Raw genomic sequence first — 12,388 nt, 5'->3', positions numbered from 1 at the left:
CCGTTCAACTTCGCGTCGCTGAATCATGATCGCTGCAGCCAACGGTCGTCAGCGGTGGGGTAAATATCGCGCTTACTGTGTTCGGTTAGGTCACACGAGCGCAGGGCACCCCACGTGCGATAGGTAATGGCAAGATGATCGACCTGAACGCGCTCCTGGCCGCGCTGGATTTCGAGTGACAAAATTTTCGGGGGTTCCGGCGTAGAACCCCGATGTGGTCATCAAGAAACTGCTTGATGTGCATGGGCCTTATCTGGCTTAACTTCGCGTCTGCAAAAAACGCGCCGATGTGCTTGATGATGTCCGAGCGATACATTTTGATCGTGTTCGGTGCTAGCTTCGGTAGAGCTTCCACCTGATATTTCGTGATGACGTCGCTAAAATGGGCAGCCTCTTTTGGAGCATCTGAAACGTTCAGATCAGCATACTTCCGCAGCGCTAGAATGAAGTCGCTGCCGAGTGCGATTTCCTTTCGTGGCTTGTCGCTGGTGTGCATGTAGTAGTAGACCTTGCCGCTGCGTTGTGTGCGCGGGTGCATGTGTGGCGGCATGTTCAGATTGCGAGTGTTTTTCCTACCCACGATTTTTCCTTTGTGGTGTCCAAGGCTTTTCTTGCGGTGGTGCCACGCGGCCTTCAAGTACTGTCAACGTCACGCTTTGTCATATTTTCCACAAAATTGGTTGAAGCGCAACAATTATACCGCCGGCACCAGCCATCAATTAAGGCATCTATGCCGCACTGGTTCAAAGGCTTGCGAGGCAGTGCGATATAATGCCGTCCGGCCTTTTTATTCCACTGACCCCATGTCCGCAGATACCCCCAACCGCCCCATGATGTACGACCCGACCGAGCACCGCATCCGCAGTTTCGTCACGCGCGCCGGCCGCCTGTCGATCGCACAGGCGCGCGCGCTCGAAGAACTGGGGCCCAAGTACCTGATCGAATACGCCAAGGCGCCGCTCGACTTCACCGCCGCCTTCGGCCGCACGGCGCCGGTGATCCTGGAGATCGGTTTCGGCATGGGCGACACCACCTCCCACATCGCCAAGGGCATGCCGGAAAAAGACTTCATCGGCGTCGAGGTGCACACGCCCGGCGTTGGCAGCCTGCTCAAGCAGATTGGCGAGCAGGAGCTGACCAATCTGCGCCTGATTCAGCATGACGCCGTCGAAGTGCTCAACCAGATGATCCCGGAGGCGTCCTTGGCCGGCGTGCACGTGTTCTTCCCGGACCCGTGGCACAAGGCGCGCCACAACAAGCGCCGCCTGCTGCAGGGGCCGTTCGTCAAGCTGCTGGCCGAGCGCCTCGCACCCGGCGGCTACCTGCACTGCGCCACCGACTGGGAAGACTACGCGATCCAGATGCTGGACGTCTTGGGCGCCGAAGCGCTGCTGCAAAACACGGCGGAAGGCTATGCGCCGCAGCCCGCCTACCGTCCGCTGACCAAGTTTGAAAACCGCGGCATCAAGCTAGGCCACGGCGTGTGGGACCTGGTCTTCATCAAGAAGTAGCCGCTTGCCCGCTCTTTAAAGCGCCCGCTGGCGCGAGGCCAGCGCTGCGCCAATGAACAAGGCGAGCGCGGAAAAAATCAGCCCGCGCTGCAAGCCGCCCGGTCCGTCGGCGATCCAGCCGACAATGGACGGACCGATGATCTGGCCGAACGCAAACACGGTAGTAAAAGCGCTGATGCCGGCGGACCAGGCGTGCGCCGGCAAGTTGTGCCGCACCAGCGCGGTGGTGGAGGCCACCACCGAGAGAAATATGGCGCCGAACAACAGGCCCGACAGGAACACCAGCGGCGCGAACTGTGTCAACGCGGGCAAGATGGTCGCCACGCCGAGCAGCGCGTTTAATATCGCCATCGACTGGCCGCCGTTGAAATGGTCTAGCATGCCCGCCCAGATGCGCGATGACGCCATCACCGCAACGCCGAGCGCCGCGTAGAACCAGGTAATGGTTTCGGGCCGCATGCCTTGCTCCTTTAGTAGCGCAATGACGAAGGTCATGTAGGCGATATAGCCGACGCCGAACATCAGGTAGCCCGCCAGCCCGTAGGCAAACGGCCGGATGCGGAAGTGGCCTTGGGTGCCCCGCGCGGCCGGCGTGCCGTCGATCCTGGCCACCACCAGCGCCATCACCACGGTTGCCAACAGGCAGACGGCGCCCAGCGCGACCCACGCCCATTGCCAAGGATGGGCGGCGGCACGCAAGGCGGCGCTGGACAAGGCAAACGGCACCAGCAAGGCGGACAGGAGAATGCCGAACCCGGTCCCGCCATAGTAAATGCCGATCAGCAGGCCCGCACGGCCCGGATGGAGCGAACCCAAACGTGCCGCCAAGACCCCGCCGGCGATAAAGACAAAAGCGCTTGCCACGCCCGCCAGCACCCGCTGCGCCATCAGCAGATTGGCGTCGACCACGAAACCGGAAAGCATCATCACCACGCCGGCCAGCAGCGCGCCGCCAACCAGGGGCGTTTGCGCGCGGCAATGGCGCATCAGGAGCGGTGTCAGCAGCGCACCGATGAAATAGCCCAGCGCATTGCCGGTATTCATCGAGCCGGATAGAAAATAACTCCAGCCCAAGTCGTCGCGCATGGCCGGCAGCAGCAAGGCGTAGGAAAAACGCGACAACCCCAGCGAGATGGTCGCGCCCAGCGACAGCGCGAGCGCCAGCAGGAACGGGCGGCGCATCGCCAGCGACTGGTTTGCCGGATGCGCGCTGTGGGATGGGTGCAAAGGTTCGGTCATGGTGAATGGTCAAGCAAGAGCCTCACCTGCGGCTGCGCTATGCTCAGCTCATCTCCATGATCATGGCCACGATTTCGTCGCCGTACGACACCAGCTTCTTTTCGCCCACGCCCGTCACACCGCGCAGTTGTTCGAGCGACGTCGGCTTGGCCTTGGCAATTTCGCGCAGCGTCGCATCAACAAAGATGACGTATGCCGGCACATTGTGCACGCGCGCCGTTTCAACGCGCCACCAGCGCAGTTTCTCGAAAATTTCCTGCTCCGACTTGGACAGGTCCATCTCGATATGCGGCTTGCCCGCGCTCGCCGTGCGCTTGGGCTTGACGGGTTTTTGGTACTGGCGCAGCTGCACCTTCTGGCCGCCCTTGAGCACCGGGCGCGCAGCGTCGGTCAGCTTGAGCGAATTGAACACTTCATGGTCGACCGTGACCAGGCCGAGCGCGATCGCCTGGCGCAAGATGGCGCGCCACTCCGCTTCGGCGCGTTCGCTGCCGATGCCGAACACCGACAGCGAATCGTGGTGCCATTGCTTGATGCGGTCGGTCTCCACGCCGCGCAGCACTTCGATCACGTGGGTGGCGGCAAAGCGCTGGTCGACCCGGTAGATCGTCGAGAGCAGCTTTTGCACCGGCACCGTGCCGTCGAACGACACGGGCGGCACCAGGCAGGTGTCGCAATTGCCGCACGGGGTGGACTGCTCGCCGAAGTATTCGAGCAAGCGCATGCGCCGGCAGCTGAGCGTTTCGCACAGGCCCAGCATGGCGTCGAGCTTCATCGACAGCACGCGCTTGAAGGTTTCGTCGGCTTCGGATTCGTCGATCATGCGCCGCTGCAGCACCACGTCTTGCAGGCCGTAGGCCATCCAGGCGCTGGCCGGCATGCCGTCGCGGCCGGCGCGGCCGGTCTCCTGGTAGTAGCCCTCTATGCTCTTGGGCAGGTCCAGGTGGCACACGAAGCGCACGTCCGGCTTGTCGATGCCCATGCCAAAGGCGATGGTCGCGACCATCACGATGCTCTCTTCACGCAGAAAGCGCGACTGGTTGGCCGCGCGCTTGGGGTAGTCCATGCCGGCGTGGTAGGGCAGGGCGCGGATACCATTTTCGTTCAAGAATTCGGCGGTTTCTTCCACCTTTTTACGTGACAGGCAGTAGACAATGCCGGCGTCGCTGCCATGCTCGGTGGTGATGAAGTCGAGCAGTTGCTTGCGCCCGTTGCCCTTCTCGACGATCTGGTAGCGGATGTTGGGGCGGTCGAACGAGGACACGAACTGGCGCGCGTCGCCCAGTTGCAGGCGCAGCGCGATTTCGGCGCGGGTCTGCTGGTCGGCGGTGGCGGTGAGCGCGATGCGCGGCACGTCGGGAAAGCGCTCGTGCAGGATCGAGAGCTTGATGTATTCGGGCCGGAAGTCGTGGCCCCATTGCGAGACGCAGTGCGCCTCGTCGATCGCAAACAGCGCAATGCGCGAAGCGTCGAACAGGTCCAGGCAGCGCGGCGTCATCAGGCGCTCGGGCGCCACGTACACCAGGTCGATTTCGCCAGTGCGCACCAAACGCTCGATGCGCATCGACTCTTCGTACGTTTGCGTAGAGTTGAGGAAGGCGGCGCGCACGCCCACTTCGGCCAGCGCGTCGACCTGGTCTTGCATCAGCGCGATGAGCGGCGACACGACCACGCCCACGCCGTCGCGCAGCAAGGCCGGGATCTGGTAGCACAGCGACTTGCCCCCACCGGTAGGCATCAGGACCAGCGCGTCGCCGCCACCGGCCACGTGTTCGACGATTTCGCCTTGCTGGCCGCGAAAGGCTGGATAACCGAAAACGGTTTCCAGCAGATGAAGTGCGCGCGCGCCGGTGTCGGGGGCCATTATTCTGCCCAAACTACCCAGCCGTAATGCGCGCTGGCGATGACCAGCACGCCAAAGGCGATGCGGTACCAAGCGAAGACGGTAAAGTCATGGCTGGAGATGTAGCGCAGCAGCCAGCGGATGCACAGGAAGGCCGAGATGAATGCGGCCAGCGAGCCGATGGTAAACAGGGGCACGTCGCTGGAGGTGAGCAGCGCGCGGTGCTTGACCAGGTCATATACGGTAGCGACCAGAATGGTCGGGATGGCGAGGTAGAACGAAAATTCCGTGGCCACCTTGCGCGGCAGGCCGAACAGCATGCCGCCAATGATGGTCGCGCCCGAGCGGCTGGTGCCGGGAATGAGCGCGAGCGCTTGGGCAAAACCGACCTTGAGCGCGTCGAGCATGGTCATGTCGTCCACGCTTTGCACGCGCACGGCGGTTGGGTTGGCCTTCTGGCGCGCCTCGGCCCACAGAATCACAAAGCCGCCGACAATGAACGCAATAGCCACCGGCACCGGATGGAACAGCATGGTTTTGATAAGCTTGCCGAACAAGAGGCCGAGGATGGCCAGCGGCAGGAAGGCGACCACGAGGTTGAGAATGAATTTTTGCTGTTTGGGGTCGCTGAACATGCCGGCGAAAACTGCCTTGATGCGGGCGCTGAATTCCCACCAGACGGCAAACATGGCGGCAGCCTGGATGACGATCTTGAAGACGTTCGATTTTTCATCGGTGAAGTTAAGCAGGCTGCCCGCCAGGATCAGGTGGCCGGTCGATGAAATGGGCAAAAACTCGGTGAAGCCCTCGACCAGGCCCATCACGATCGCTTTTATCGCAAGAATAATATCCATGAAACGTTTTTTCGGTAAATGAGGAAAATCGGGCCGGAAGGCGGCGTGCTGCGGGGTCGAAGCTTACCACGAGCACGCTGCTTGACCGTTCCGGCCCCGCAGATTTGCACCAATCCAGGCCGCAACTTTGCGATCTTCGCCGAAAAAATCGTTTGCTGAGCAGTTGGAGTGCGCCCGGGCGGGGAAGTTCACTGCGGCTAAGCGGGCGCGGTGGCCAGTTCCAGCGCCGTAATCCAGGCGATGGCATGCTCGCGGGTGGCGCCGCACATCTCGCTCGATGGCTGCAGGCCGGCGCAAAAGGCGGGCCGTTCGGGTTGGCCGAAGATGGCGCAGCCGTTGTCATCGCGCAATTGAATGCAGCGAACCCCGGCCGCTTTGCCGCCGGGCATGCCGGGGATGGGCGAAGTGATGGAAGGAGCGGTGCAGCACGCCCCGCAGCCGGGACGGCAGCTTAGGGGCGGCGTCATGCATGGAGTATACGCTTGGCGAGTGAGTAGGTCGGAAAAGCGCGCAGCGCGCATTCCGACATGGGCCGTCGAGACGCATGTCGGAATGCGGACTGCGTCCTTTTCCGACCTACTTTTTATGATCCTGCAAACGCGCCATCAATGCTGGTGATGCTTGCCCCCGGGCTTGGTCACTTCGATTACCGCCTCGCCGGGCTTGGCCGCCATCGCCGCCTTGTCCGGCGCGCTGACCGGCTGCGGCGCACCGCCGCTGACTTCGCGCGCCACCGTTCCCGGCGGGTGGCGGTACCAGCCCGGGTCCTGGTAGTCGCCCCGCGCGATCCCCTTGCGCACCTTCATGGTGGTAAACATCCCGCCCATGCCGACCGCCCCGAACGGCCCGCTCCCGGTCATCATCGGCAGCGTGTTTTCCGGCAGCGGCATTTCCATGTCGCCCATGTCGGCCATGCCCTTCTCGCCCATGGCCATATAGTCGGGAATGAGCTTGTTGATCTTGCCGAGCACCTCCTTCTGGTCCACGCCGATCATGGTGGGCACGTCGTGCCCCATGGCGTTCATGGTGTGATGCGACTTGTGGCAGTGGAAGGCCCAGTCGCCCGGCTCGTCGGCGATGAACTCGATCGCGCGCATCTGCCCCACCGCGACGTCGGTCGTCACTTCCGGCCAGCGCGCCGTCGGCGGCACCCATCCGCCGTCGGTGCCGGTGACGGTGAACTCGTGCCCGTGGATGTGGATCGGGTGGTTCGTCATGGTCAGGTTGCCGACCCTGATCCGTACCTTGTCGTGCTGGCGCATCACCATCGGATCGATGCCGGGAAAGGCGCGGCTGTTGAACGTCCACAGATTAAAGTCGGTCATCGTGTTGACCTTGGGCGTGTAGCTGCCCGGGTCGATGTCGTACGAAGCGAGCAACAGGCAAAAATCCCGGTCCACCGGCATGAAGTGCGGGTCTTTCGGATGCGTGATCCACATCCCCATCATCCCCATCGCCATTTGCGTCATTTCGTCCGCATGCGGGTGGTACATGAAGGTGCCCGGGCGGCGCGCGACAAATTCGTACATGAACGTCTTGCCCGGGCCGATGCCCTGCTGGGTGATGCCGGTCACGCCGTCCATCCCGTTGGGCAGGCGCTGGCCGTGCCAGTGCACGCTGGTGTGCTCGGGCAGCTTGTTGGTGACGAAAATGCGCACGCGGTCGCCCTCGACGACCTCGATGGTCGGCCCCGGCGACTGGCCGTTGTAACCCCACAGGCGCGCCTTCATGCCAGGCGCGATTTCGCGCACCACCGGTTCGGCCACCAGGTGAAATTGCTTGACCCCGTCCTTCATGCGCCACGGCAGTGTCCAGCCATTGAGGGTGACGACCGGATTGTACGGCCGCCCGGTGGGCGGATGCAGCGGCGGCGCGGTGGCGGCTTTTTCCATGGTGACCGCTTCCGGCAGCGAAGCGGCGCCCACCCGGCTGACCACCGCGCCGGCCACCGCTGCCACACCCGCATTCTTGAAAAAACTCCTGCGTGTAACCATTGTTCGCTTCCTTGTCAGTGTTGGCCCGCAGCGCCCGTCATGGCGGCCTGCAGGGCCGAATCGGCGATCCAGAAATCGCGCTGCGCTTCGATGGCGGCGTTGACGCTGGCGACCTGCTCGCGCGCGTCGGCCAGCAGTTCGAACACGCTGATGAGCATGCCGTTGTAGCGCAGCAGCTGCTCGTCGGAGATGCGCTTTTTGAGCGGGACCACCTGGTCGCGGTAGTGGCGCGCGACGCCGTAGGCGCTATGGTAGGCCACGTACGACAGGCGCACTTGCGACCGGGCGTCAATGGCGCCGGCGGCGGCGCGCTGCAGCGCCTGCATGTAGGTCGCTTCGGCCCTGGCCACGCGCACGCCGCCAAAGTCGAACAGGGGGATTTCAAGCGATATTTCATACCCCGTGGCGCGCGCGCCGCCAGCTTCGCTGTTGTGCAGGTAGCTCACGTCGAGCAGATTGACAAAGCGGGTTGCACGCGTCAGGCCCAGCGATGTGGCAAGGCCGGCCAGTTCCTTTTGCGCCATCAGGATGTCGAGCCGGTTGGCCATGGCCTGTTCTTCGGCGTTGCCGATGGTGCGCGGAGCGGCGGGCAAGTCGGGCAGGCGCTCCGGCAGCACAAAACCCGTTTGCGCGCCCGACAATCCCATCAGCCGGATCAGCTTTTCGCGCTCGGCGACCTGCGCCTGCCGCGCGCGTGCCAGCTGGCCCACCGCGTCGGCCAGGAAGGCTTGCTCGCGCGCCTGCTGCAAGGCGCTCCAGTTGCCCGCCTCCAGCATGCGGCGCGCCAGTTCGGCGCCCGCTTCAGCGGCGCTTTGCACCTGTTCCATGTAGTGCGCAGTTTGCCCGGCCGCGACGGCGCCGTACCACGCGCGCCGCGTTTCATCGGCCACGCGCAGCACCTCGGCGGCAGCGCGCAGCTGCGCCTGCTCGTAGCGGCGCTGTTCCAGCGCACGCGTGAGCGGCATGGTCAGCAGGCCAATCACCGGCAGCATCAGCTTGCGTTCGATATCGACGCCGTCGCCACCGCGCAGGCGTCCAAAGCTGAAGGCGGGGTTGGACAGCCGGCCGGCCTGCACCAGGTCGGCCTCGGCGATGCCCAGCTCCGCGTAGCTGGCCTGCAGGCCGCGGTTATTTAGCAGCGCGATGCTGACCGCGTTCTCCGCGCTCAGCGGCTGGGCGAGCAGGGCCGCGAGCGACGCGCGCGCCGGTGCGGCCGGCCCGCCGCGTTCGTGCACCAGGCGGCGCACGCCGTCCTGGCCGCCGTCGGCCGAGAGCGAGGCGCAGCCGCTCAGCGCGAACAGCGCGGCCAGGTAGCAGAGAGCATGGCGCACGACTAGGCCAGCGTAGCCGGGTAGCCGGCCGCCGCCATGACGTTGATGACCGCGGCGGCATTGTGCGTGGTGTCGACCTGCACCTGGTGGTTGTGCATCTCGAAACCAATGACGGCAGCCGGGTCGAGGGCGCGCAGCGCCTTGGTAATAACGCCTGAGCAGTGCGCGCAGCTCATGTCCGGTACGTTCAGTGTAATCATGTGATGCTCCTTGCGGGAAGATGGCAAATGCTATTCTGGACGTTGCCACTATGGGAAGGTCAAGCCGATTGTATCGTGCGCGCGCCGCTTGACCTTACTATAATGGGAAGGTCGATGATGGCCGTAACTAGTTTGCACGGAGATCGGCCATGAGCACAACCACCCTTGAACGCAGCGACATCCCGGTAGAGACCGCGATTTCGGTCAGCGGCATGACCTGCGCTTCGTGCGCGGGGCGGGTCGAACGCGCTTTGCGCGCCGTGCCCGGCGTGGTCGACGCCAGCGTCAACCTGGTGACCGAGCGGGCCACCGTGTATGCGCACGGCAGCGCCGTCGCGCCGGCGGCGCTGGTTGCCGCCGTCGAAAAGGCCGGTTACGGCGCCGCTGCCAGTGACGTCACGCCAAAGGCGGGCGCCGCACCGGAATCGTGGCAGATCGCTCTGGCCGCCGTGCTCACGCTGCCCCTGATCGTACCCATGCTGGCCGCGCTGGCCGGCGTGCACCTGATGCTGCCCGGCTGGCTGCAGTTTTTGCTGGCCACGCCGGTGCAGTTCTGGATCGGCGCGCGCTTTTACGGCGCCGCCTGGAAGGCGCTGCGCGCCGGCAGCGGCAACATGGACTTGCTGGTGGCGCTCGGCACCAGCGCTGCCTATGGCCTCAGTGTTTACCAATGGCTGGGGCAGGGCGGCGAGCACCTGTACTTCGAGGCGGCGGCGGTGGTCATCACTCTGGTGCGCCTTGGAAAATGGCTTGAAACACGCGCCAAGCGCCAGACCACGGAGGCGATCCGCGCGCTGCAGGCGCTGCGACCCGAAACGGCAACGGTGCGCGTCAACGGCGCCGAACGCGTGACGCCAATCGCCTTTTTGCGTGTGGGCGACGAGGTTGTGATCCGTCCCGGCCAGCGCATCCCGATGGATGGCGTGGTCATCGAAGGGCAAAGCCACGCCGACGAATCGATGCTGACTGGCGAGAGCCTGCCGGTGGCAAAAACTGCCGGCAACCAAGTGGTGGGCGGCGCCGTCAATGGCGAAGGGCTACTGGTGGCGCGCGCCGGCGCGGTGGGCGCGCAGACCGTATTAGCGCGCATTATCGGCGCAGTCGAAGACGCCCAGGCCGGCAAGGCGCCGATCCAGCGCATGGTGGACCGGGTCAGCGCGGTGTTCGTGCCGGCCATCGTGCTGATCGCGCTGGCCACGTTTGCGCTGTGGTGGAGCCTGGGCGGCGACTGGCGCGTGGCGCTGCTCAATGCGGTGGCGGTGCTCGTCATCGCCTGCCCGTGCGCGCTGGGCTTGGCCACACCCACCGCCATCATGGCCGGCACTGGCGTGGCCGCGCGCCACGGGATCCTAATCAAGGATGCCGAAGCGCTGGAACTGCTGCATGGCGTGCAGGTGATGGCGTTCGATAAAACCGGCACGCTCACGGCCGGCAAGCCGCGCCTGACCACGTGGCGCGCACTGGACGGCGACGACCATGCGCTGCTGGCGCTGGCCGCGGCGGTTCAACTGGGTAGCGAGCATCCGTTGGCGCGCGCCGTAGGCCAGGCCGCGCGCGAAGCGGGTATCGTTCCGGCCATGGCCAGCGCGACCCAGGCCGTGGCCGGGCTGGGCGTGACAGCCAGCGTGGGCGGCGTGGCGCTGGCGCTGGGCAGCGCGCGCATGCTGGCGCAGCATGGTGTCGATGGGGCTGATGATGGCGCGCTGGCCGACCTGGCGCGCGAACATGAGCAGGCCGGCGAGACCGTGTCGTGGCTGGCCGAGCTTGGCCCTGTGCCCAGATTGCTCGGCATGCTCGCCTTTGGCGACACGCTCAAGCCCGAGAGCGCGCAAGCGGTCGCGCGCCTGCGCGCGGCGGGCGTGCGCAGCGTCATGCTTACCGGTGACAACCAGGGTAGCGCGCAGCATATCGCCGCGCTGCTGGGCATCGACGAGGTCCATGCCCAGCTTATGCCCGAAGACAAAGCGCGCTTCATTGCCGGCCTGCGGGCGCAGGGCTTGCGGGTGGCCATGGTGGGCGACGGCATCAACGACGCGCCGGCGTTAGCTGCCGCCGACATCGGCATTGCCATGGGCGGGGGCACCGATGTGGCCATGCACACTGCCGGCCTGACGCTGATGCGGGGCGATCCGCGCCTGCTGGTGGACGCGATCGACATCTCGCGCCGCACCTACAACAAGATTCGCCAGAACCTGTTCTGGGCGTTTGTGTTCAATGCCGTGGGCGTGCCGCTGGCCGCCTTTGGCCTGCTCAACCCCATGCTTGCCGGCGCCGCGATGGCAATGTCGAGCGTGTCGGTGGTATCGAATGCGCTGCTGCTCAAACGCTGGCGCCCGAAAGGAACGGTATGAATATCGGCGACACCGCAAAAGCGTCGGGCGTCTCAGCCAAAATGATCCGCCACTACGAGGCCATTGGCCTGATCGGCGCCGCGCTGCGCACCAGCGCGGGCTACCGCATCTACGACGCACGCGACGTGCAAGTGCTGCAGTTCATTCACCGCGGCCGCGCGCTCGGTTTTTCGCTCGACCAGATCAAGACCTTGCTGGCGCTGTGGCAGGACAAGCAGCGCGCCAGCAAGGATGTGCGGGCGATGGCCCGGCAGCATATCGACGAACTTGATCGCAAAATTGCCGACCTGCAGGCCATGCGCCGCACGCTGGAAACGCTGGCCACGCGCTGCCACGGCGACGGGCGTCCCGATTGTCCGATCCTGGACGATTTGTCGCACGGCTGATGCATGCGGGCCGGAAGCAAGCTGCCGTCCTGGTCACCTGATCCAGATCATCAAGCCCAGGAACAGGACGGGGGCGGCGATCCACAGCCAGCGCGGACCGGGGAACAGTTCGCGCCAAAAGATGCTGCGGGCGGCGGCATTGGCCTGGGCGAAGATGCCTTCGGCCTCGGCCAGGATGGCGCGGCGCTCGGCACTGCCCTGGTCGGCCGTGGCGCGAATTTCATTAAGGCGCTCGCCGCTGATGACGTCGGCCATGGTCATCCAGGCCAGGGCGGCGGCAGGCGAGGCCAGGACATTTTCGGTCGACACGTTCGCCAGCGCGCTTTCGCCTTCGGCTTCGGTAATCAGGTTTTTGGTCACCAGCGTGTCGATCCATTGCTGGTTGAAATTGTCGCGCAGCCTGTCGAGCAGCGCGATCGTCTCGGCCAGCACCGCGTTGTGGCGATCGAGTTCGTCGCCCGAATAGGTCGCGGTGACGTGGCGGCACGCCTGGCGCAGTTGGTCTTCGGTCAGGATGTCGCGGCATACCAGCCAGACCAGGTGATGCGGCAGGTCGGGATAGGCGTCCAGTTCCGCAAGTTGTGGATGGGCCAGCGCGCGCCGCACATGGCTGGCGTTGATGATGCCGATGGCCTTGAGCGTGGCGAGGTGGCTGGTCTGGAGAGCGGTGGTCATGGCA

Annotated in this window: 12 protein-coding genes; 3 read left to right on the top strand and 9 right to left on the bottom strand. The window is 64.7% G+C overall.

Annotated elements, in window-relative coordinates:
* Nucleotides 1-85: 85 nt before the first annotated feature.
* The gene (locus tag ACP7BV_RS23705) at nucleotides 86-637 is read right to left on the bottom strand and encodes a hypothetical protein (RefSeq protein WP_426107285.1); all 552 of its coding nucleotides are present in this window, start codon (nucleotides 635-637) and stop codon (nucleotides 86-88) included.
* Between the two features lie 193 nt (nucleotides 638-830).
* On the opposite strand from ACP7BV_RS23705, the gene trmB reads away from it, so the two are divergent.
* Nucleotides 831-1,511: a tRNA (guanosine(46)-N7)-methyltransferase TrmB gene (gene trmB / locus ACP7BV_RS23700; protein ID WP_426107286.1), complete on the top strand. Its 681-nt coding sequence runs from the start codon at nucleotides 831-833 to the stop codon at nucleotides 1,509-1,511.
* Between the two features lie 15 nt (nucleotides 1,512-1,526).
* Here trmB and ACP7BV_RS23695 read toward each other — a convergent pair whose 3' ends face one another.
* The 7 genes from ACP7BV_RS23695 to ACP7BV_RS23665 all read right to left on the bottom strand — a co-directional run bounded on the left by ACP7BV_RS23695 (nucleotide 1,527) and on the right by ACP7BV_RS23665 (nucleotide 8,972).
* A complete protein-coding gene (locus ACP7BV_RS23695) occupies nucleotides 1,527-2,750 on the bottom strand; it encodes a YbfB/YjiJ family MFS transporter (protein ID WP_426107284.1) in 1,224 nt (407 codons plus the stop codon).
* 43 nt (nucleotides 2,751-2,793) lie between these two features.
* A complete protein-coding gene (gene recQ / locus ACP7BV_RS23690) occupies nucleotides 2,794-4,614 on the bottom strand; it encodes a DNA helicase RecQ (protein WP_426107282.1) in 1,821 nt (606 codons plus the stop codon).
* The gene (locus ACP7BV_RS23685) at nucleotides 4,614-5,447 is read right to left on the bottom strand and encodes an undecaprenyl-diphosphate phosphatase (RefSeq protein ID WP_426107281.1); all 834 of its coding nucleotides are present in this window, start codon (nucleotides 5,445-5,447) and stop codon (nucleotides 4,614-4,616) included. The genes recQ and ACP7BV_RS23685 overlap by 1 nt, the downstream gene beginning before the upstream one ends.
* A 197-nt stretch (nucleotides 5,448-5,644) precedes the next feature.
* Nucleotides 5,645-5,914 (bottom strand): YkgJ family cysteine cluster protein, encoded by a 270-nt coding sequence (locus ACP7BV_RS23680; protein WP_426107280.1) that lies wholly within the window; start codon nucleotides 5,912-5,914, stop codon nucleotides 5,645-5,647.
* Nucleotides 5,915-6,052: 138 nt separating this feature from the next.
* The gene (locus ACP7BV_RS23675) at nucleotides 6,053-7,441 is read right to left on the bottom strand and encodes a multicopper oxidase family protein (RefSeq protein WP_426107278.1); all 1,389 of its coding nucleotides are present in this window, start codon (nucleotides 7,439-7,441) and stop codon (nucleotides 6,053-6,055) included.
* Between the two features lie 14 nt (nucleotides 7,442-7,455).
* A complete protein-coding gene (locus tag ACP7BV_RS23670) occupies nucleotides 7,456-8,772 on the bottom strand; it encodes a TolC family protein (RefSeq protein ID WP_426107277.1) in 1,317 nt (438 codons plus the stop codon).
* Between the two features lie 2 nt (nucleotides 8,773-8,774).
* Nucleotides 8,775-8,972 carry a heavy-metal-associated domain-containing protein gene (locus tag ACP7BV_RS23665; protein ID WP_426107276.1) on the bottom strand — a complete coding sequence of 66 codons (198 nt, stop codon included), beginning with the start codon at nucleotides 8,970-8,972 and terminating at the stop codon, nucleotides 8,775-8,777.
* Between the two features lie 149 nt (nucleotides 8,973-9,121).
* On the opposite strand from ACP7BV_RS23665, the gene ACP7BV_RS23660 reads away from it, so the two are divergent.
* Both ACP7BV_RS23660 and cueR read left to right on the top strand, forming a co-directional pair.
* Complete coding sequence (locus ACP7BV_RS23660; RefSeq protein ID WP_426107274.1) at nucleotides 9,122-11,323, top strand: heavy metal translocating P-type ATPase; 2,202 nt, start codon at nucleotides 9,122-9,124, stop codon at nucleotides 11,321-11,323.
* Entirely contained in the window at nucleotides 11,320-11,709 is a 390-nt protein-coding gene (gene cueR / locus ACP7BV_RS23655) for a Cu(I)-responsive transcriptional regulator (RefSeq protein WP_426107272.1), read from the top strand. Before ACP7BV_RS23660 ends, cueR begins: the two co-directional genes overlap by 4 nt.
* A gap of 33 nt (nucleotides 11,710-11,742) precedes the next feature.
* On the opposite strand, the gene ACP7BV_RS23650 is transcribed toward cueR, so the two are convergent.
* Nucleotides 11,743-12,384, bottom strand: coding sequence for a hypothetical protein (locus ACP7BV_RS23650; protein ID WP_426107270.1), 642 nt, complete (start codon nucleotides 12,382-12,384; stop codon nucleotides 11,743-11,745).
* Between the last annotated feature and the right edge of the window lie 4 nt (nucleotides 12,385-12,388).

Origin of the sequence: Massilia sp. TSP1-1-2, assembly GCF_049896185.1 — a bacterium.
Classification (GTDB): domain Bacteria; phylum Pseudomonadota; class Gammaproteobacteria; order Burkholderiales; family Burkholderiaceae_D; genus Telluria_A.
Note: the sequence above shows the minus strand (reverse complement) of the source record. Positions and strands in the feature narration are given on the sequence as shown.